Genomic DNA, 19,453 nt, shown 5'->3' on the forward strand with positions numbered 1-19,453 from the left:
CCTAGCGACGCGCGCAGACCCGAGGATCCGTTCCGTGACGCATGAGCGCTGCTGCGGTGCAGAATTCTGCTCCGCTGCGTTCTTCGATCAGGGTCACGGAATGGATCCCAGAGTCTCCGCGACGCCGCTTCGCGGCTGCTCCGCCCAGGGATGACGAGGTTGAGAGGCTTCAGCCAACCCCCAACATCTGCGCTGATTTCACCGAAGCGAATGGTGAAAACCTTGGCGCCCGACAACCCTGCAACCTTTCAAAATCCCTACGCCGAAGAAACCAGGCGTCTCAGAGCCCCGGCTCACAATTCCTTGGTCGAACGCTCGCTGAGCATCGCGCCGGTTCCAGCATCGATTGCCGCCAGGCTGACGTCATAGCCCCAAAGCCTGCGGATATGGCGCAGGGTTGCGTCGCGGCTCTGGGCCTCGAGCATGACGCCGTCCTTGATCTTGTGCTGGAGCCGCAGATGCCGGTCGCCCAGCAGGTCGACGTCAACCACCTGGATGTCGGGACGGCTGGCGCCGACATCGTAGCTTTGCGCGAGCGCCGACCGTATCTTGGCATAGCCGCGCTCATTGTGGATCGAGGCCACCTCATAGTGCGGCTCGTCGGCGCCGTCGGCGAGCACGAAGAGCCGCCATTTGCGGATCAGCGTCGGGCTCAGATATTGGCGGATGAAGGATTCGTCGCGGTGGTTGGCCCAGGCGTCGAGCAGGGTGTCGCGCCAGTCGCCGCGGCCGGCGATGTCGGGAAACCAGTCGCGGTCCTCGGCGGTCGGCGCCGTCGAGATGCGCTGGATGTCCTGCATCATGTCGAGACCCAGTGCATAGGGATTGATGCCGGAAAAGCGCGGATCGTCATAGGCCGGCTGGAAGATGACGTTCGAGTGGTTGCGCAGGATCTCCAGCATGGCGCCTTCGCCGATGCGGCCACGGTCGAACAGCGTGTTCATGAGCGTGTAATGCACGAAGGTGGCGCAACCTTCGTTCATCACCTGGGTTTGCCGCTGCGGGTAGAAATATTGCGCGATGACACGCACGATCCTGACGATCTCGCGCTGCCAGGGCTCAAGCACCAGGCTGTTCTTCTCGAGGAAATAGAGCAGGTTTTCCTCCGGCAGATTGAGCGATTTCTTGCGCTCGGCAAGGATTTCGTCCCCTGCTTCCGGCTTGTTCTTTCCCTGCGGGGGCGGCAGCGTTCGCCACAGATCGTTGAATGAGCGTTCCTCGTATTCGAGGCGCTCGCGCAACCCCTCGCGCTGTTGCTCCGATGACAGTTTCGGCGGGCGACGGTAACGGAACACGCCTTGCTCCATCAGCGCATGGGCCGAATCCAGGATCGCCTCCACGGCGGCCAGGCCATGCCGTTCCTCGCATCGGGCTATGTAGCTCTTGGCGAAGTCCAGGTAGCTCAGGATGCCGCCGGCATCCGTCCATTGCCGGAAGAGATGATTGTTCTTGAAGAAATGATTGTGCCCGAGCGCGGCATGGGCGGTCACCAAGGCCTGCAGGGCCATGGTGTTTTCCTCCATGAGGTAGACGATGCAGGGGTTGGAGTTGATGACGATCTCGTAGGCCAGACCGCGAGCGCCCTTGCGGTAGAGAAGCTCGTCGTAAAGAAAACGTTTGCCGAACGACCAGTGCCGGTACATCAGCGGCATGCCGATCGACGAATAGGCGTCGAGCATCTGCTCGGAGGAAATGACCTCCATCTGCACCGGGTAGATGTCGAGGTGAAGCACTTCGCGGCCGATCGCTTCGATCTCGTCATAGACCCGGGACAGCTTGTTGAAATCCCAGTCGGACCCGGAAAACAGCAGTTCGGACTTGCGCGCCTGGTTGACCATCGCCGAAGCCCTCAAGCGCTCTTGCGTAAGCCGGGCTGCCTGGCGAAGAGCTCGCGGAAGACCGGGTATATGTCGGCCGGCGCGGCAATGCGCCTCATCTGGAAGTTCGGCCATTTGCCGTCGACGGCGTTGTAGGCGCGCCAGAGCGACGTGCCGTTCTCGGTCGAGCCGAAAATGTGGCTTTCCCGCTCATCGATGATCTCCACATAGGCGAAATACTGGCAAAGCCCCATGAGTTTGCGGTCCAGCAGTTCTATGCAGCGTTCGGAGTCGGTGGCGAAATTGTCGCCGTCAGAGGCCTGGGCGGCGTAGATGTTCCATTCAGAGGCCGGATATCGCTCTTCGATGATGCGATGCATCTCCTCGAGAGCCGTGGAAACGACGGTGCCGCCGCTTTGCGTGTGGTAGAAGAACGTGTGCTCGTCCACCTCCTTGGCCTCATGGGTGTGGCGAATGAAGACGATTTCGGTGCGCTCGTATCGTCGCGTCAGGAACAGATGCAGCAGCACGAAGAAGCGTTTGGCCAAATCCTTCTCTCGCTCGCCCATCGATCCGGAGACGTCCATCAGGCAGAACATAACGGCACTGGCATTCGGCCGCGGCTGCGGGTCGAAGCGATTGAAGCGGATGTCGACCGGATCGACATAGGCAATCCGCCTGCGCCGGCGCTCCAGCCGATCGAACTCGTCGCGCAGAGCCTCGATGCGTTCGCGTGTCTTTGCATCCGGCGGCCTGGATTCCAGCTCGGCGATCTGCCCGGCGATGGCGTCCACGTCAGCCTGCTTCGGACGCCTGAGCGCGATGCGGCGCCCGTGGCTGTTTCGCATCGTGCGCCCGACATTGATGTTGGTCGGCGCGCCGCTTGCCGCGAAACCCGCCCGCTTCGGCTTGAAGCTGAGTATCTGCTTTAGACTGAGCTTGACCAGATCCGGCAGTTCGAGGTCCTCGAAGAAAAGGTCGAGCACTTCCTCGCGTGACAGCACGAAGCGGAAGTCGTCCTCGGATTCCGTGGTCCCCGGAGCCGAGCCGTAGCCTCCGCCGCCGCCAGGCTTGTCGATAAGATCGCCAGGGCTGAACGTCCGGTTGCCGGGCAGGATGTGCTGGCGCCGGCCGCTTTCCTTGTCGTCGCCGAAGGTCGGTTCGCCGGTGCCCTTGCGAGGCATCGGCACGGCGTGCTCGCGGTCGAGCTCGGCGATCCCGCCGGCGCGGACCTTGTCGCGGATGGAGCGCTTGAGCTCTTCGCGGGCACGCCTGAGGAAGCGCTGGCGATTGCCAAGGCTTTTGTCCTTCGGATTCAGGCGGCGGTCGATGAAGATCGGCATGGAACCGTCCCGGCTTTGATCAGCCCGCCTTGTTCACGCGCATATACCAGTCGACCAGCCGGCGCACCTGCCGCTGGGTATAGCCGCGTTCCACCATCCGCTGCACGAATTCGTTGTGCCGTTTCTCCGTGACGCTGTCCTGCTTGGAGCCGAAGCTGATCACCGGCAGCAGGTCCTCGACCTGGCCGAACATGCGCTTCTCGATGACCTCGCGAAGCTTTTCGTAGCTCGTCCAGGACGGGTTGCGGCCATGGTTGCGCGCCCGGGCGCGCAAGGTGAATTTGACCACTTCGTTGCGGAAGTCCTTGGGATTGGCGATGCCGGCCGGCTTCTCGACCTGGGACAACTCCTTGTCCAGGACCTCGCGGTTGAGGATCTGGCCGGTGTCGGGGTCCTTGTAGTCCTGATCCTCGATCCAGGCATCGGCATAGGCGATGTAACGGTCGAAGAGGTTCTGACCGTACTCGCTGTAGGATTCCAGATAGGCCTTCTGGATCTCGTGACCGATGAACTCGGCATAGCGCGCCGCGAGTTCCGACTTGATGAATTCGAGATAGGCGGCCTCCGTTTCCTTCGGGAATTGCTCGCGCTTGATCGCCTCCTCGAGGATGTACATCAGGTGCACGGGATCGGCCGCCACCTCCTTGGTGTCGTAGTTGAACGTCTGCGACAGGATCTTGAAGGCGAAGCGCGTGCTGACTCCGGTCATGCCTTCGTCGACGCCGGCGGCGTCGCGATATTCCTGGACGGACTTCGCCTTCGGATCGACCTCCTTGAGGTTCTCGCCGTCATAGGCGCGCATCTTGGTGTAGAGCGGTGAGTTCTCATGTTCGGCAAGGCGGGTCGAGACGGTGAAACGGCTGAGAATGTCCAGCACCTCTGGCGCGCAGGGACTGCTTGCCAATTCGCTTTCGCGCAAAAGCTTCTCGTAGATGTGCCTTTCCTCGGTGATGCGCAGGCAATAGGGAACCTTGACCACGAGGATGCGGTCGAGGAAGGCCTCGTTGTTCTTGTTGTTCTTGAACTGCTGCCATTCCGATTCGTTGGAATGGGCAACGACGATGCCCTGATAGGGGAAGGCGCCGAAATTCTCGGTGCCGTTGTAGCTGCCTTCCTGGGTTGCCGTCAGCAAGGGGTGCAGGACCTTGATGGGCGCCTTGAACATCTCGACGAATTCGAGCAGCCCCTGCGTCGTCCGGTTGAGGCCGCCGCTGTAGGAATACGCGTCCGGGTCGGACTGGCTGAAGTGCTCTAATTGCCTGATGTCGACCTTGCCGACCAGCGCCGAGACGTCCTGATTGTTCTCGTCGCCGGGCTCAGTCTTGGCGATGGCGATCTGGCGCAGCCGCGACGGCATCAGCTTGACGACGCTGAATTTGGAGATGTCGCCCGACAGTTCGTCGAGGCGCTTGGCCGCCCAGGGCGAAATCAGTCCGTTCAGGCGGCGGCGGGCGATGCCGTATTTATCCTCCAGCAGATCGCCCATGCGGTCGGGATGGAAAAGGCCGAGCGGCGATTCGAAGACCGGGCTGATCTTGTTGCCGACCTTGAGCGTGTAGATCGGGCGCTCCTCCATCAGCTTCTTCAGCCGTTCGGCCAGCGAGGATTTGCCGCCGCCGACCGGACCGAGGAGATAGAGGATCTGCTTGCGCTCCTCGAGGCCCTGCGAGGCGTAGCGGAAATATCCGGCGATGCGCTCGATCGTGTCCTCCATTCCGTAGAAATCGGAGAAGGAGGGATAGACCTTGACGGTGCGGTTGGAAAAAATGCGGCCGAGCCGCTCGTCCTTGCTGGTGTCGATCAGGTTCGGCTCGCCGATTGCCGCAACCATGCGTTCGGGCGCCGAGGCATACATGGATTTGTCCTCGCGGCAAGCTAGCAGGTATTGCTGGAGGCTTATCTCCTCCTGAGCCGCGTTGGAATAAATCTCCGAAAACAGATCGAAGACGTCTGTTTGATTCTCGCGCATGATGCTTTGCCTCGGAGCCGACAGGCTGCCAATCGGCTCATCGCTTCATCAACTGCCGGAAAGCATTGTGGTTCCCTTCACATGAAGGGGAGCTCTCCGCACTCCGACATCGGCCCCCCGGAGTTTCCGATTCGGCCGAAAATGCTCGCCTAGTAAGATACGTGGTGATTGCCGGCGGACCGTCAAGGACTGGATTTGTTTTCGCACCGAAAGTTGTCATTTTTGGTCAGTAAATGAGGTGCGTGGCCAGGGTCCGTGCGCTGTCGCCGCAACCGGAGATGACGATGATCAATCGACGCAGGCTCATCGCGGCATCGCTGGCGGCACTGTTGCCGCCAGGTGCGTCGGCGACCGGGCGTCCGGGCCAGCCGGAACCGCAAACCCTCGATTACGGTCCGGCCAAGCTCGATGTCCATGCAGGCGACGATGCGAACAAGCTGCCGGTGATCTTCTTCGTCCATGGCGGCGCCTGGCGGTTCGGCAAGCGCAGCCAGGTCGGCGCCAAGCCGGGCTTCCTGCTCGCCAATGGCTTTGTGTTCGTCTCGATCGATTACCGCATGCTGCCGCAAGCGGATGTCGCCACCCAGGCCGGCGATGTCGAAAAGGCCTACGCCTATGTGCGCGCCAACATCGCCTGGCATGGCGGCGATCCGGATCGCATCGTCGGCATGGGCCATTCGGCCGGCTGCCATCTGATTGCGCTGACCGGCATGCGCGGCGGATTGCCCGGTGTCGCCGCGCTGATCCTCGACGACACCAGGGCCTATGATCTTGCCGCGCTTTCCAGGAATGGCGGTATGGTTCGGGCTTATGCGCGTGCCTTTTCCGACCCGGCACAGTGGGCGGCGCTGTCGCCGGCGAGCTATGTCGACGGCAGGAAGCATCCGCCGACCTTCATCGCCTATTCGCGGGCATCCAGGCGAGGCGAAGAATCGAAAGCTTTCGCGGAACGCTTGCGCGCCACCGGCACCAAGGTGACGCTGTTCGACGGCAGCGCCTATACACATATGTCGATCAATCGCGATTTCGGCGAGGACGGCGATGCCCTGACCGCGGCCGCGCTGGCCTTCCTCAAGGCGACCGTCGGCTGACTACCAGCGCGTCTTCTCGCCGGGCGCGGCCGGCTCGATCGCCAGCGCATGCACGCCGGCTTTCAATTCGTCGGCGAGCAGTTCGTTGACGGCGCGATGGCGCTCGACGCGACCCATGCCGGCAAAGGCGGCAGAGACGACGCGGACGCGGAAATGCGTCTCGCCGGCGCCGTCGAACGTCGCATGGTGGCCCGACTCGACATGGTGATGGCCGGCGTGAAGGTGGCTTTCGTTGATGACGGCGAGCCTTTCGGGCGAAAACGCCGCCTTCAGCTTGTTTTCCATCGTCGACTGTATGGACATCCTGGGTTCCCTTCCCCACATCTGCGGCACAGCCGCAAAATCTTGAATTTCGACCGCTTTTAAGCCGCGATTCAGCGGTTAGGGCGATCATCGGCGAAATGTCAATTCTTGTTTCGCACGTGCGAACAGCCCATAAATGGGTGAGATGAAAGCGTATCCCAAATATTTCGAGAAAATTCGAATCCGGCCGGAGAAGGACGCGGAGCTTAAGTCGCGCGCGCCGATCTGCCAGTGGGATGGCTGCAACGAGGCGGGAACGCATCGCGCGCCGGTCGGGCGCCTCAAGGAGGGCGAGTATTTCCGCTTCTGCTTCGACCATGTGCGCGAATACAACAAGGGCTTCAACTACTTCTCCGGCGTGTCGGACACAGAGATCGCCCGCTTCCAGAAGGAGGCGCTGACCGGCCACAGGCCGACTTGGCGCATGGGCGCCAATGTCGGCGGAACGCGCTCGGCGCCGGATTTCGCGCAACAGCGTTCGGGCCGCGCCGGCTACCACAACCGCATGCGCGACCCGTTCAATCTGTTCGGTTCAGGCGCGCGCGAGCCGCGCGAGCGCAAGGCAAAGCCGCTTGAGGCCAAGGCGCTGGAAACGCTTGGCCTTGATACAAAGGCGACTGGTCAGGACATCAAGGCACGCTATAAGGAACTCGTTAAGCGCCACCATCCGGATGCGAATGGCGGCGACAGGGGTTCGGAAGACCGGTTCCGCGATGTGCTGCAGGCCTATCGCGTGCTCAAGCAAGCAGGATTGTGCTGAGCGGCCCTACGGTCCCATGTCGTTTTCCAACTTTCATAAGGTTGGAAAAGGCTCTAAGACCGCCCCCGGACAAAATCGATTGCCGGCGAAACGCGGCGTTTCGCCCGTGGAGACGTTGATAGAGATGAACAAGGTCGATCGCGACATCGCCAACCTGCCCGACACGACGGTGTCGGTGAAGGAGAAATTCGGTTTCGATTCCAAGATGGTCGTGCCCGCCTATTCGGCGGCGACCGAGCATGTGCCGGACATCGACCCGGATTATCTGTTCGACAAGGCGACGACATTGGCGATCCTCGCCGGCTTTGCCTACAACCGCCGCGTCATGGTGTCGGGCTATCACGGCACCGGCAAGTCGACGCATATCGAGCAGGTGGCGGCGCGGCTCAACTGGCCCTGCGTGCGCGTCAACCTCGACAGCCATGTCAGCCGTATCGATCTCGTCGGCAAGGACGCCATCGTCGTCAAGGAAGGCCTGCAGGTCACCGAATTCCGCGACGGCATCCTGCCCTGGGCCTATCAGCACAATGTCGCGCTCTGCTTCGACGAGTACGATGCCGGCCGCCCGGACGTGATGTTCGTCATCCAGCGCGTGCTGGAATCGTCGGGCCGGCTGACGCTGCTCGACCAGAGCCGGGTCATCCGCCCGCATCCGGCGTTCCGGCTGTTCGCCACCGCCAACACGGTCGGCCTTGGCGACACCACCGGCCTCTATCACGGCACGCAGCAGATCAACCAGGCGCAGATGGACCGCTGGTCGATCGTCACCACGCTCAACTACCTGCCGCACGACAATGAAGTGAACATCGTGCTGGCCAAGGCCAAGCACTATCGCGACAGCAAGGGCAAGGACATCGTCAACAAGATGGTGCGCGTCGCCGACATGACGCGCTCGGCCTTCATCAATGGCGACCTGTCCACCGTGATGAGCCCGCGTACCGTCATCACCTGGGCCGAAAACGCCGAAATCTTCGGCGACATCGGCATGGCGTTCCGGCTGACCTTCCTCAACAAGTGCGACGAGCTGGAGCGTTCGGTGGTGGCGGAGTTCTACCAGCGCGCCTTCGGCGAGGATCTGCCGGAGAGCGCCGCCAACGTGGTGCTGGGCTAGGCGCGCAGCCGAAAGGCCTCCAGCCTTTCAGCACCAATCGCGCAAGGAATGATCATGGCGGGTCCGGGCGACAACACGCGCAACAAGCCGAAGAACGGGTCTGAAGCCGACAGCTTCAAGCGCGCCGTCACCGTGTGCATGCGTGCCGTCGCCGGCGACAAGGACCTCGAGGTCGGCTTCGCCAAGGACCGTCCGGCCTTGGCCGGCAACCGCGCGCGCCTGCCCGAGCTGCCGAAGAAAGCCTCCCGCAACGACATCGCGATCACGCGCGGCTTGGGCGATTCCATGGCGCTGAAGCGCGCCTGCCACGATCAGCGCGTCCACAACAAACTGGCGCCGGAAGGCAAGCTGGCGCGGTCTATCTTCGACGCGGTCGAACAGGCGCGCGTTGAGGCGATCGGCAGCCGCGCCATGCAGGGCGTGGCCGACAATATCGGCTCGATGCTCGAGGACAAATACGCCAAGGCGAACCTCGTCGACGTCAGGGACAAGGCGGACGCGCCGCTCGAGGAAGCGATTGCGCTGATGGTGCGCGAAAAGCTCACCGGACGTCCCGTGCCGAAGAGCGGCGAGCGGCTGGTCGATCTGTGGCGCCCCTGGGTCGAGGAGAAGGCGAGCGGCGACCTCGACGGCCTGTCGGCCAAGCTCGAGGACCAGCAGGCCTTTGCCCGCGTCGTGCGCGACATGCTGGTTTCCATGGAGATGGCCGAGGAGCTCGGCGACGACCAGGAAACCGACGACTCGGAGGAAAACGAAGAGAACGAGCAGCAGGGCGAGGAACAGAGCGAGGAAGGCGGCGAGGAGGATTCAGGCTCTGAGCAGTCGCAGTCTGAAGATGCCGAAGCTTCCGCGGACGAGGAAGAATCGGCCGAGACGGAAGCGACCGACGCCACTTCCGACGACCTTTCCGACGAGGACGATTCCGACGCCGAGACGCCGGGCGAGGCCAAGCGCAACGACAATCCGTTCCTGAACCTGCCGAAAGAGATCGACTACAAGGTGTTCACCACCGCCTTCGACGAGACGGTGGGCGCCGAGGACCTGTGCGAGGAAGAGGAGCTCGACCGGCTGCGCGCCTTCCTCGACAAGCAGCTCGCCAATCTCTCCGGCGTCGTCGGGCGGCTCGCCAACCGGCTGCAACGCCGGCTGATGGCGCAGCAGAACCGCTCCTGGGACTTCGACCTTGAGGAAGGCTATCTCGATCCGGCCCGGCTGGTGCGCGTCGTCATCGACCCGATGCAGCCGCTGTCCTTCAAGCAGGAGCGCGACACGAAATTCCGCGACACGGTGGTGTCGCTGGTGCTCGACAATTCGGGCTCGATGCGCGGCCGGCCGATCACGGTGGCCGCGACCTGCGCCGACATTCTGGCGCGCACGCTGGAGCGCTGCGGCGTTTCGGTGGAGATCCTCGGCTTCACCACCCGCGCCTGGAAAGGCGGACAGGCGCGCGAGAGATGGCTGAAGGACGGCAAGCCGCCGAACCCCGGCCGCCTCAACGATCTGCGCCACATCATCTACAAATCCGCCGACCATCCGTGGCGGCGCGCGCGGCGCAATCTCGGGCTGATGATGCGCGAGGGCTTGCTCAAGGAAAACATCGACGGCGAGGCACTGCTTTGGGCGCATAACCGGCTCATCGGCCGGCCCGAGCAGCGCAAGATCCTGATGATGATCTCGGACGGCGCGCCGGTCGACGATTCCACGCTCTCGGTCAATCCGGGCAATTATCTGGAGCGGCATCTGCGCGCGGTCATCGAGCTGATCGAAACGCGCTCGCCGGTCGAGCTGCTCGCGATCGGTATCGGCCACGACGTCACGCGCTATTATCGCCGCGCCGTCACCATCGTCGATGCCGAGGAACTGGCCGGCGCCATGACCGAGCAGCTCGCCTCGCTGTTTGGCGAGGAAAGCGCGCGCGACACGCGGCGCGGCGGATTGCGGCGCGCCGGATGATCTTTTCGGGGCGGCGCGCGCGGCGGACGCTTTTCGCCTGCGTGCTGGCCTGCGCCTTGCCGGCAATTGCCGCGTCGGGCGCTCCCGCCGAGACGGTCGAGATTTCGGCGCGGCCGATCAGCCAGTTCCATGTCGGCCACGACGAGACGCGGTTCGGGCCGCTCGAATTCGTCGGCGGACTGGAGATGACGTCGCCGGCACGCGATTTCGGCGCGCTGTCGGCCTTTCGCTTCCTGAAGCCGGGCAGCGACTTCATCGGTGTCGCCGACACCGGCTTCTGGTTCTTCGGCGCGATCACGCATGACGCCGGCAGGCGCCCATCGGGCGTTTCTAATTTCCGCATGCAGCAGATGGTCGACGCTTCGGGCCAGCCGACCGACCGGAAGTGGGAGGTCGACGCGGAAGGGCTCGCCGTCAAGGACGGTATCGCCACCGTCGGCTTCGAACGCGACCAGCGTGTCGCCCAGTTTAAGATCGACCCCGACGATATGAAAGCGCCGATCCGGCAGCTCGATTACCTGGTGCCCGCCAAGGAGCTGCGCCAGAATCGCGGCTTCGAGACCGTCACTCATGCCAACCCTTATGGGCAGCACGCGGGAGGCCTGGTCGTGGTCTCGGAGAGGAGCCTCGACGAAGCCGGCAACGTCTATGCCGCCATCATCGAGGGGGCGCATAAGGGCGTCTTCACCGTCAGGCGCGACGGCGATTTCGACATTACCGACGGCGCCTTCCTGCCGGACGGTGACCTGCTGCTGCTGGAGCGCAGTTTTTCGATCGCGCGCGGGGTGAAGATGCGGCTGCGACGCATCTATAGCGAAAGCGTCGCGAAGGGCGCGGTCGCCGACGGGCCGGTGCTGATGGAGGCCGACATGGGCTACCAGATCGACAACATGGAAGGGCTCGACGTCTGGACCCGCGACGACGGCGCGCTGATGGTGTCGCTGATCTCCGACGACAACCATTCGATCCTGCAGCGCAACCTCTATTTGGAGTTCATCCTGCACCAGGATTGAGCAGGATCGCTGGCAGAATCCAGCCGCCCTGGCTCTAGATCGTGATGGCGTTTCGTTGAATCGCCGTCACGATCTAACTCTTTGTTGGAGCATGATCTTTCTCCGAAAACCGGTTCCCACTTTTCGGGATCATGCTCTAGCGGCCGACGTGGCGGACTTCGTTCATCACGAAATTGGCGGCGCGCTTGCTCCGGTTGCGGATCTTGAGCGTCGCGGTGTTGTCCACGAAATAGGTGTGAAGGATGCTGTCGCGGGTGCGGACCTCCGGCCCGACGGTATCGACCGCGTGCCAGGTGTCGGTGCCGACCGCAAAGGCGTAGCCGGTGTTCGGGGAAAACGACATCCGGTGCGAATTCTCGAAACGCCCGTCCGGCTTGCGTTCGGCGAATCGGGTGCCGATGTGGTTGATCGAGTCGTCCTCCGGCAGGTAGAACTGGACCGTGATGCCCTTCCATTTCGTGTCGGTGTGGAAACCGATCTTGTAGCCCGCCACGTCGCGCGTCAGCATCGGCACCGGATACATGCCGACCTTCATGAAATCCGACCCGAACCGGCGTTCCAATCCCGGGGCAAGGCGGCGCATGAATGCGTCCTTCAGTTGCGGCGCATGCAGCGCTTTTCCGACCAGGGACCAGACCCCCCGTTTCTCGTCCGGCAGATGGCGGATATATTCGGGGTAGAGGTCGATCTTGACCCGCGTCGCAGTGCCGTCGGCCTGAATGTTGACGTTGTTGCGCCCCTTGAGCGCACGATACTCGCGCGCCTCCGGCATGGCGGCGCGCATGCGCAGATAAAGGTCCGCGGGGAAAACATCGGTCATTTCCAGATGCCAGAAAGGCGTTTCCACAAACGCGGCGCGGTTCACGGCGTCCACCATGTGGGAGACAACATGCTGCAGCGTTCGTTTGGCTGATGCTGGCGCCACCGCGCCGTCTATGGCCGACATGGATACCCTTTCCCCAATCTAAAGCCCCGAATCCAAATTTCCTGAATACATATATCGCCGCCCCGGCGAAATGCTAACCAAAGCACAGGCTGGATTGCAATGATCCACGGGACTGATTTAAATCGGGGTTTTCTAAATCACGGAGGGATGCCGCATCAGCGCGAAACGAGCGCGTTGCGAGGAGCGCGGTCGACGATGCTGACATGGCCGCAGGCCGATATTCAACGGACCTTGTAGATCTCGATCGGTTTTCCCGCGGTAGACTGGTCCAGTTCCAGCCATGCCGGCAGGTCGCCCCGCAGCAGCGCCGCGGCAAGGCCCTTCGGAGCATCCAGGCTCAGCGATATCTCTTCCGTGTTGCCGCGGCAGATCGCGACCAGCCCCACATGCTCGCGCTCGATGACGGCGCGCGCGGCGTCGGGTGTTCCCATGAAAGCGTCGAGCATGGCAAGGTTACCGCCGACATTGCGGTGGTAAGGGCCGGCCAGCGCCCGGTGGCGGGTGAACATCAGTATTCCCGAGCCGAGATTGGACGAGGCAAGCACCGTCGTCGCCGGCATGGCGGCAAGATCGTGGAAGTCGCTTGGCTTGCCGCAGGTCACAGCGTGATCGGGATCGGAATTGATCTGTTGCGGCGCCTTCTGGACCACGGACTGCGCCGCCACCGCGACCCCGGCCCAGGTCGCGTTGAGCGAGACCAGCCACGCCATGACGATGCCGGTGGAAAGGCGCCATGAGGGCGCGGCGTCCGCCCGCAGGCGGATTTTCGCGATCCAGGCCGAGAGCGGCAATACGGCGAAGGCGACCGAAAAGGTCGAGCCGCGCACCTGCCAGAGGCTGACGCCGAAGGCGACGACAAGCAGGATGGCGGCGAGCATCTCCTCGCGGCGCAGGCGACGCGTTCGGAGTTGAAAGCCGATCAGCAGGATGGCGATGAAGGGCGTCACATAGCGCGCCGCCATCAGCTTCGGCTGGTGGACTGCGACGCTCCAGAAGGGCTGCGCTTCGACCACGTCGGCCAGCCAATAGGTGCGGATACGCTCGTCCATGCCCGCATAGGGCGACGCCAGGCATTGCGGGAAGAACAGCATCGCGGCGGCCGCGACCACCACCGCCAGCGCCAGCGTGGAGCCGAGCCGCGCCCGAGTTGTCGGCCCGGTCGATGTAGCGGCGATCGCCAGGCCGAAGCCGGACAGCGCGGCAACCGCGAACTGGAAGGACGAGAAGGCGTCGCATTGGGCCTCGCCCCAGTCGGCCGGACGGATGGTAACCACGAAGACCAGCGAGGCGATGCCGGCAAATCCGAGGCCAAAGCCTCGTGCCGTGACGCGCTCCTTGTCGTCGAGGATGAACAGGACAGCGGCACAGATGCCGAGCACCGCCACATAGGGAGCGGTCTCCATGCCGACAGCCAGCGTCAGGCCGGCGCAGATGCCCGACAGAAGGGCCGCGGGCCGCCAGGAGGGCGCTTCCATCAGGAGCCAGAGGCCGGCCGCCGTCAGCAACAGCTGGACATTGTGGTGATCGATCACCCCCGGGCTGTAGATCACCAGGAAGAAAAGGCCCGCCGTCGACAGGATGAGCGCCGGCATCGCGACATTCGCGCCGGCGAAGCGCTGCGCGGCGCGCATCAGCACGAATATGGTCAGTCCGTAGAGCAGGGTCGGCCAGATGATCAGCGCGGCGCGTTCGGCGGTGGCGGGGCTGGCGCCGAGCGCATCGAAGGCCATGATGATCAGCGCGAGCGGCGTGTCCACAAGCCGCGACCAGTGCATGACGAAGCCGCCCGAGGCGCCCATCCTGTATTGATGGAGGTCGAACCAGCCCTGGCCGCCGAGCAGGTCGCGGACCTCGACCAGCCGCAGCATGCTGTCATTGTCGGCGCCGTAGTTGGCAAGGGTGGGGAAGCCGGAAACCGCGTTGATCGTCAGCACCACCAGCGTGGCGCACAACGCAAGCAGGAGATCGTTTTTCCAACCGGTGCCTTGCACGGTCATGCTGGTCGCAATGCCCTGGAGAATTTTCGCGATCCTGCATCATCGGGCGTAATAAAGCGTAAAGCCGCGCGGCAATCCGACTACGGCGTTCTGGCCGCGATCCAGATTACAGCCTTTTGGCTGCAATCCAGATTACAGGCTTTTGGCTGCAATCCAGATCACAGGCCTTTGGCTGCGATCCAGATGACGTGGCGGGCGCCGCGCTTGCCGCGGGCCCGCGTGTTGATCTCCTCGACCGCGAAGCCGGCCTGCTTCAGCCGTCGGGCGAAGCCGCCGTCCGGTCCCTGCGACCAGACCGCCAGAACGCCGCCGGGCTTCAAGGCGGCGCGCGAGGCCGCGAGGCCGGCCGCGCCATAGAGCGTATCGTTGCCCTTGTAGACGATGCCTTCTGGGCCGTTGTCGACGTCGAGCAGGATGGCGTCCCAGGCGGCCTTCTCCGCCCTTATCAACTGGCCTACATCGGCCTCGCGAAGGGTGACGCGCGGGTCGTCGAGGCAGCCGTCGAATATCCCGGACATGGGCCCCTGCGCCCAGGCGACGACCGCGGGAACCAGTTCGGCGACGGTGACGGCGGCGTCGCGATCGAGCGCGGCGAGGGTGGCGCGCAACGTGAAGCCCATGCCGAGCCCGCCGATGAGGATGCCTGGCCGCTTGCGGCCGGCGATCCGCTCGCAGGAAAGCCTGGCGAGGGCCTCCTCGGAGCCGCTGAGGCGGCTGTTCATCAGCTCGTTGGTGCCGAGCATGATCGAGAACTCATCCCCGCGCCGCTTCAGGCGAAGTTCCTGCGCGCCATCAGGCGTGCGGGCGGAATCAAGCTGAACCCAGGGGATCACGGTCTCTCTTTTGGTTTGAGCACGATCTTTTCCAAAAACCGGGTCCCACTTTTTGGGATCATGCTCTCTCTTTTTGTTTGGAGCATGATCTTTTCCAAAAACCGAGTCCCACTTTTTGGGATCATGCTCCGACCGCGACCGCTGGCTGGCTCCAGCGTGCGGCGAGCAGCCGGTAGGGGATCAGCGCCACGACGGCAATGATCAGCTTGACCGAAAGGTCGCCAAGCGCCCAGGACACCCAGCGCATCGTCTCGACCGGCAGAACGCCCATCAGCGGCGCGGTCTCCAGCGCGAAGCTGTCATTGGGGCCGGCAAAGGCGAAGGCGGCGGAGAAGGCGACGCCGAAGAAGACGATGGTGTCGAACACCGAGCCGACCAGCGTGCCGACGATAGGCGCGCGCCACCAACTCTGCCGGCGCAGCCGGTTGAAGACGGTGACGTCGAGCAATTGCGCGGTGAGGAAGGCGGCACCCGAGGCGGCCGCGATGCGCACCAGCCGGTCGGCGGCGGTCTCGAACTCGATCAGGCCGTGGCGGAACAGGAAAGGCGGGATCAGGATCGAGCAGGTCACCGCCGTCATGAAGCCGACGAACACCACCTTGCGCGCCACGGCCGGACCGTAGCGGCGGTTGGCGAGGTCGGTGACCAGGAAGGAGAAAGGATAGGTGAAGGCACCCCAGGTGAGCACGTCCGCCAGCGCCAGACCGCCGACCTGGCCCTGCATCGGGAACTGGACAAGGATGTTGGAGGCCACGACGACAAGCGCCATGGCGGCCACGAAGGGCAAATATCGCGTCAGGAAATTCATTTTTTTATCCTGGGTAATGGAACCAGCCGAGCGCCACGCCGACGCCCGCCCTTGTTTCGAGCGCCGGTCTGGCCGGGCTCGAGGCGGTCGTCCCCCGCCTGAAAGCTGCTTTAAGCGGCCGATTGCTCGGCAAGCTTCTTGGCGATCTGCTTCTTGAGCAGACGCGCGCGCTGCGACAATTCCTTGGCGTCGGCCTTGGCCAGGAAGGCGTCGAGGCCGCCGCGGTGCTCGACCGAACGCAGCGCGTTGGCCGAAATACGCAGGCGAACATTCTGGTTCAGCGCTTCGGAAATAAGCGTCACATTGACCAGGTTCGGCAGGAAGCGACGCTTGGTCTTGTTGTTGGCGTGGCTCACATTGTTGCCAGTCTGAACTGCCTTGGCAGTGAGTTCGCAGGTGCGGGACATTTGTCTAACCTTCAGTTTCTAAACCTGCCAAACCATTCTGCCCGCGCCGGGCGGCGCGCGGTCTCGGTCAGGCGGCCTTTGGAAAAGTTGGCGTTCCATAGTGGCATTTCACCACTGCGTCAAGCTCCGGCACGCGGCCCGTCGTCAGGCGCGCTCCATATAAAGGCCGGATTTCACAGTATAAGCCCTTCGCGAAGGGATATGCCAGGCTGGAGCCGCTGCGTTCCGGCCGAACCGCCAGGGATTCGCCAGCCGCCATGCTCCGTCCATCTCATGCATTCGCCAGCTTGCTTGCCCTTGCCGTGCCGGCAACGAGCTTCGCCGCCGCGGCGCCGCAGTCCTTCAAGGGCGAGTATACGGTGTCCTATCTCGGCCTTTCGATCGCCAGGGCGACTTTTTCCAGCCGCTACGAAGGCGACAGCTATGCCATCGACGGCACCGTCTCGGCTGCCGGCCTTGGCAAGCTCTTCGACGACACGAAAGGCACGATTTCGTCGAAAGGCACGATTTCCGGCAAGCAGATGCAGCCGCATGCCTTCCGGGCCGACTATACGTCCGGCAAAAAGGCTTCGATGGTCGAGATCCGCTTCAACAACGGTGCGGTCACCTCCACGCAGGTCGTTCCCGCGCCGAAGAAGCGCGATTCGAAGAGCTGGGTGCCGCTCGGCGATAGCGACTTGAAATCGGTGCTCGATCCGATGGCCGCGACCGTCATCCACGCCGACAGCCTGGACAAGGTCTGCGGACGGACGGTCAAATTTTACGACGGCGAGATGCGCGCCGACCTGACCTTGACCTATGCGTCCAAGGGTTCGATCTCGGTGCCGGGCTACAAGGGCGACACGGTGACCTGCAAGATGGGCTTCGAGCCGGTGGCGGGCTATCGCAAGGGCCGCAAGGCGCTGAATTTCCTGAAGAACAAGAGCCGCATGCTGGTGACGTTTGCACCGCTCGGCCAATCCGGCGTATATGCGCCGATCCGCGCCACGGTCGGGACCCAGATCGGTCCGCTGACCATCAGCGCGAGACGCTTCGAGGCGGTAAATTAGGTCAGGCGCCACCGCGCGCCGGCGGGGGAACGAATGGCGCGCGCAACATTGATCGGGTTCTCGGCGGTCGCCATGTGGGCGCTGCTGGCGCTGCTCACCGACGCCTCGGGGCGGGTGCCGCCGTTCCTGCTGTCGGCCATCACCTTCGCCATCGGCACCTGCGTCGGCCTGGCGGCACGGCTGGTGATGCCGGCGCCCGACCGGAGCCAGAAGATCCCGCCACAGGTCTGGGTCATCGGCATAGCCGGCCTGTTCGGCTACCACTTCTTCTATTTCACGGCGCTGCGCAATGCGCCGGCGGTCGAGGCGAGCCTGATCGCCTATCTGTGGCCGCTGCTGATCGTGCTCGGCTCGGCGCTGATGCCGGGCGAGCGGCTTGCCTGGAACCATGTCGTCGGCGCGCTGCTCGGCCTTGCCGGCACCTTCCTGATCGTCACCAAGGGCGGCGCGCTCGCCTTCGACTCGCGCTACGCCTTCGGCTATGCGATGGCCGCCGTCTGCGCGCTGTTGTGGTCGTCCTATTCGCTCCTGTCGCGGCGCTTCCCGTCGGTGCCGACCTCGATCGTCACCTGGTTCTGCGCGGCGACGTCGGTGCTGTCGCTTATCTGCCATTTTCTGCTTGAGAAGACGGTGCTGCCGGATGGCCCTGGACAGTGGCTGGCCGTCATCGGGCTCGGCCTGATGCCGGTGGGCGCGGCCTTCTACGCCTGGGACATCGGCGTCAAGCGCGGCAATATCCAGGTGCTGGGTGCCGCGAGCTATGCCGCGCCGCTTTTGTCGACGTTGGTGCTGATCGCTGCCGGCGTCGCCGCGCCGTCGCTGCGCATCCTCGCCGCCTGCGTGCTCATCACCGCCGGCGCCGCGCTGGCGGCGAAGTCGCTGCTGATGCGCAAGCCGGCGGCCACAGAGGTCAACGCATGATGCCGTTTCCCGGCGGCATCGAGGCCAACGCCAATGCGACGCTGCTGTTCTCGTTCGTCGCGGCCGTGATCTACGCCTTTGCGGTCGACATGCCGCCGAAATGGACGCGCAGCGCGGCAAAGACGCTGGCCGTGGCTTTGCTGGCCGTGCTTGCCGCCATGCAGGGCGGTCCGCTGCTGCTCGTCGCGGCGCTGGGTTTGAGCGCCGTCGGCGACGCCTTCCTGTCGCGCGACGGCGAAAAGGCTTTTCTCGGCGGGCTGGCGAGCTTTCTCGCCGGCCACATCGCTTATGTCGCGCTGTTTTTGCAGGCGGGCGGCGGGCTCGGCCTGTTGAGCGCCGAATCCTGGCGGGGCGCGATTGCGCTCGCCATGGCCGCATTCAGCATCGTCATGCTTGCCGCGCTCCGGCGCCGCGTCGGCCCGCAGCTGCGTATCCCGGTCGCCGTCTATGTCGCGGCGATCCTTGCCATGGGTATTTCGGCGCTCACCACGGACAAGGTCTGGGTCATTGCCGGCGCGGTGCTGTTCATCGCGTCGGATGGGTTGCTGGCAACCGAGCGCTTCCTGCTTGCGGCGATCTCGCCGCATCGCGTGTGGATGCGCTACGCGGTCTGGGTGCTTTATTACGCGGCACAGCTGGCGATCACACTGGGATTTCTTCTCAGTTAGGCGATCTTCTCAGCTAGGCGATCTTCGGCTGCCAGCCCGGCTCGGCCAGCTCGAAGGCGGCGAAATCGAAGCCCGGCGCCACGGTGCAGCCGACCAGCGTCCATTCGCCGAGGCTGCGCGCCGATTGCCACCAGCCGGCCGGCACGACGATCTGCGGCCGTTCGCCGGCGGCAAGGGCCGTGCCCAGCACCTGCTCGATGACCACGCCCGCGCCTTCCTCATGCATCGACAGCGCCAGCGGCGCGCCGGCATAAAAGTGCCAGACCTCGGCCGCGTCCTTCACCCGGTGCCATGCCGAAAGCTGGCCCTGCTCGAGCAGGAAGTAGATCGCGGTCGAATGACCGCGCGAGCCGCCCGCGGCGTCGCGAAAGGTCTCGGCATACCAGCCGCCCTCGGGATGCGGCTTGAGGCCTAGCGTTGCGATGATCTCGGCGGCGCTGGTGGTCATTCGCATCCTGTCTTGA

18 protein-coding genes are annotated in these 19,453 nt (G+C 63.8%); 8 read left to right on the forward strand and 10 right to left on the reverse strand.

From position 1 onward, the window contains the following. Positions 1 to 293 precede the first annotated feature (293 nt). Genes FJ430_RS07540 through FJ430_RS07550 form a run of 3 tightly spaced genes read right to left on the reverse strand, consistent with a single transcriptional unit; the run spans position 294 to position 5,129 of the window. Positions 294 to 1,838, reverse strand: a complete 1,545-nt coding sequence (locus tag FJ430_RS07540; protein WP_140704972.1) for a SpoVR family protein — start codon at positions 1,836 to 1,838, stop codon at positions 294 to 296. An 11-nt stretch (positions 1,839 to 1,849) separates the two neighbouring features. Continuing rightward, positions 1,850 to 3,160, reverse strand: a complete 1,311-nt coding sequence (locus tag FJ430_RS07545) for a YeaH/YhbH family protein (RefSeq protein ID WP_140659657.1) — start codon at positions 3,158 to 3,160, stop codon at positions 1,850 to 1,852. A gap of 19 nt (positions 3,161 to 3,179) precedes the next feature. Then, complete coding sequence (locus FJ430_RS07550) at positions 3,180 to 5,129, reverse strand: PrkA family serine protein kinase (protein WP_140645146.1); 1,950 nt, start codon at positions 5,127 to 5,129, stop codon at positions 3,180 to 3,182. Between the two features lie 284 nt (positions 5,130 to 5,413). On the opposite strand from FJ430_RS07550, the gene FJ430_RS07555 reads away from it, so the two are divergent. Beyond that, positions 5,414 to 6,220 carry an alpha/beta hydrolase gene (locus tag FJ430_RS07555; protein WP_140704827.1) on the forward strand — a complete coding sequence of 269 codons (807 nt, stop codon included), beginning with the start codon at positions 5,414 to 5,416 and terminating at the stop codon, positions 6,218 to 6,220. Here the strand turns inward: FJ430_RS07555 and FJ430_RS07560 are convergent, their stop codons facing one another. Then, positions 6,221 to 6,523, reverse strand: coding sequence for a BolA family protein (locus FJ430_RS07560; RefSeq protein ID WP_140645148.1), 303 nt, complete (start codon positions 6,521 to 6,523; stop codon positions 6,221 to 6,223). A gap of 136 nt (positions 6,524 to 6,659) precedes the next feature. On the opposite strand from FJ430_RS07560, the gene FJ430_RS07565 reads away from it, so the two are divergent. The 4 genes from FJ430_RS07565 (at position 6,660) to FJ430_RS07580 (ending at position 11,360) form a co-directional block, all read left to right on the forward strand. Beyond that, entirely contained in the window at positions 6,660 to 7,283 is a 624-nt protein-coding gene (locus tag FJ430_RS07565; RefSeq protein WP_140659654.1) for a J domain-containing protein, read from the forward strand. Between the two features lie 124 nt (positions 7,284 to 7,407). Beyond that, entirely contained in the window at positions 7,408 to 8,394 is a 987-nt protein-coding gene (cobS, locus tag FJ430_RS07570; RefSeq protein ID WP_140633012.1) for a cobaltochelatase subunit CobS, read from the forward strand. A gap of 54 nt (positions 8,395 to 8,448) precedes the next feature. Then, positions 8,449 to 10,347 (forward strand): cobaltochelatase subunit CobT, encoded by a 1,899-nt coding sequence (gene cobT / locus FJ430_RS07575; RefSeq protein WP_140645150.1) that lies wholly within the window; start codon positions 8,449 to 8,451, stop codon positions 10,345 to 10,347. Beyond that, a complete protein-coding gene (locus FJ430_RS07580) occupies positions 10,344 to 11,360 on the forward strand; it encodes an esterase-like activity of phytase family protein (RefSeq protein WP_140704829.1) in 1,017 nt (338 codons plus the stop codon). The genes cobT and FJ430_RS07580 overlap by 4 nt, the downstream gene beginning before the upstream one ends. A 136-nt stretch (positions 11,361 to 11,496) precedes the next feature. Here FJ430_RS07580 and FJ430_RS07585 read toward each other — a convergent pair whose 3' ends face one another. The 5 genes from FJ430_RS07585 to rpmB form a co-directional block, all read right to left on the reverse strand. Beyond that, on the reverse strand, positions 11,497 to 12,306 hold the full coding sequence (locus FJ430_RS07585; protein WP_140704831.1) for a hypothetical protein: 810 nt from the start codon (positions 12,304 to 12,306) through the stop codon (positions 11,497 to 11,499). Between the two features lie 221 nt (positions 12,307 to 12,527). Then, positions 12,528 to 14,303 (reverse strand): GtrA family protein, encoded by a 1,776-nt coding sequence (locus tag FJ430_RS07590; RefSeq protein WP_140704833.1) that lies wholly within the window; start codon positions 14,301 to 14,303, stop codon positions 12,528 to 12,530. 158 nt (positions 14,304 to 14,461) lie between these two features. Beyond that, positions 14,462 to 15,136 (reverse strand): hypothetical protein, encoded by a 675-nt coding sequence (locus FJ430_RS07595; RefSeq protein WP_140704835.1) that lies wholly within the window; start codon positions 15,134 to 15,136, stop codon positions 14,462 to 14,464. Positions 15,137 to 15,257: 121 nt separating this feature from the next. Next, complete coding sequence (locus tag FJ430_RS07600; protein WP_140704837.1) at positions 15,258 to 15,944, reverse strand: queuosine precursor transporter; 687 nt, start codon at positions 15,942 to 15,944, stop codon at positions 15,258 to 15,260. 110 nt (positions 15,945 to 16,054) lie between these two features. After that, positions 16,055 to 16,351 carry a 50S ribosomal protein L28 gene (gene rpmB / locus FJ430_RS07605; protein WP_126087388.1) on the reverse strand — a complete coding sequence of 99 codons (297 nt, stop codon included), beginning with the start codon at positions 16,349 to 16,351 and terminating at the stop codon, positions 16,055 to 16,057. A gap of 257 nt (positions 16,352 to 16,608) precedes the next feature. On the opposite strand from rpmB, the gene FJ430_RS07610 reads away from it, so the two are divergent. Genes FJ430_RS07610 through FJ430_RS07620 form a run of 3 tightly spaced genes read left to right on the forward strand, consistent with a single transcriptional unit; the run spans position 16,609 to position 18,989 of the window. Continuing rightward, entirely contained in the window at positions 16,609 to 17,400 is a 792-nt protein-coding gene (locus tag FJ430_RS07610) for a DUF3108 domain-containing protein (RefSeq protein ID WP_140645156.1), read from the forward strand. Positions 17,401 to 17,433: 33 nt separating this feature from the next. Further along, positions 17,434 to 18,321 carry a DMT family transporter gene (locus FJ430_RS07615; protein WP_140704839.1) on the forward strand — a complete coding sequence of 296 codons (888 nt, stop codon included), beginning with the start codon at positions 17,434 to 17,436 and terminating at the stop codon, positions 18,319 to 18,321. Continuing rightward, positions 18,318 to 18,989: a lysoplasmalogenase gene (locus tag FJ430_RS07620; protein ID WP_140704841.1), complete on the forward strand. Its 672-nt coding sequence runs from the start codon at positions 18,318 to 18,320 to the stop codon at positions 18,987 to 18,989. The genes FJ430_RS07615 and FJ430_RS07620 overlap by 4 nt, the downstream gene beginning before the upstream one ends. 13 nt (positions 18,990 to 19,002) lie before the next feature. On the opposite strand, the gene FJ430_RS07625 is transcribed toward FJ430_RS07620, so the two are convergent. Then, a complete protein-coding gene (locus FJ430_RS07625; RefSeq protein WP_140704843.1) occupies positions 19,003 to 19,437 on the reverse strand; it encodes a cupin domain-containing protein in 435 nt (144 codons plus the stop codon). Between the last annotated feature and the right edge of the window lie 16 nt (positions 19,438 to 19,453).

This window comes from Mesorhizobium sp. B2-8-5, from assembly GCF_006440675.2.
In the GTDB taxonomy this organism is placed as follows: Bacteria; Pseudomonadota; Alphaproteobacteria; order Rhizobiales; family Rhizobiaceae; genus Mesorhizobium.

Coding starts and splice junctions, on each gene's coding strand:
- FJ430_RS07555 (WP_140704827.1), top strand. CDS start 5,414: ATGATCAATCGACGCAGGCTCATCGCGGCATCGCTGGCGGCACTGTTG.
- FJ430_RS07600 (WP_140704837.1), bottom strand. CDS start 15,944: ATGAATTTCCTGACGCGATATTTGCCCTTCGTGGCCGCCATGGCGCTT.
- FJ430_RS07580 (WP_140704829.1), top strand. CDS start 10,344: ATGATCTTTTCGGGGCGGCGCGCGCGGCGGACGCTTTTCGCCTGCGTG.
- FJ430_RS07615 (WP_140704839.1), top strand. CDS start 17,434: ATGGCGCGCGCAACATTGATCGGGTTCTCGGCGGTCGCCATGTGGGCG.
- FJ430_RS07560 (WP_140645148.1), bottom strand. CDS start 6,523: ATGTCCATACAGTCGACGATGGAAAACAAGCTGAAGGCGGCGTTTTCG.
- FJ430_RS07590 (WP_140704833.1), bottom strand. CDS start 14,303: ATGACCGTGCAAGGCACCGGTTGGAAAAACGATCTCCTGCTTGCGTTG.
- FJ430_RS07545 (WP_140659657.1), bottom strand. CDS start 3,160: ATGCCGATCTTCATCGACCGCCGCCTGAATCCGAAGGACAAAAGCCTT.
- rpmB (WP_126087388.1), bottom strand. CDS start 16,351: ATGTCCCGCACCTGCGAACTCACTGCCAAGGCAGTTCAGACTGGCAAC.
- FJ430_RS07550 (WP_140645146.1), bottom strand. CDS start 5,129: ATGCGCGAGAATCAAACAGACGTCTTCGATCTGTTTTCGGAGATTTAT.
- FJ430_RS07585 (WP_140704831.1), bottom strand. CDS start 12,306: ATGTCGGCCATAGACGGCGCGGTGGCGCCAGCATCAGCCAAACGAACG.
- FJ430_RS07620 (WP_140704841.1), top strand. CDS start 18,318: ATGATGCCGTTTCCCGGCGGCATCGAGGCCAACGCCAATGCGACGCTG.
- cobS (WP_140633012.1), top strand. CDS start 7,408: ATGAACAAGGTCGATCGCGACATCGCCAACCTGCCCGACACGACGGTG.
- FJ430_RS07540 (WP_140704972.1), bottom strand. CDS start 1,838: ATGGTCAACCAGGCGCGCAAGTCCGAACTGCTGTTTTCCGGGTCCGAC.
- FJ430_RS07565 (WP_140659654.1), top strand. CDS start 6,660: ATGGGTGAGATGAAAGCGTATCCCAAATATTTCGAGAAAATTCGAATC.
- FJ430_RS07610 (WP_140645156.1), top strand. CDS start 16,609: ATGCTCCGTCCATCTCATGCATTCGCCAGCTTGCTTGCCCTTGCCGTG.
- cobT (WP_140645150.1), top strand. CDS start 8,449: ATGGCGGGTCCGGGCGACAACACGCGCAACAAGCCGAAGAACGGGTCT.
- FJ430_RS07625 (WP_140704843.1), bottom strand. CDS start 19,437: ATGACCACCAGCGCCGCCGAGATCATCGCAACGCTAGGCCTCAAGCCG.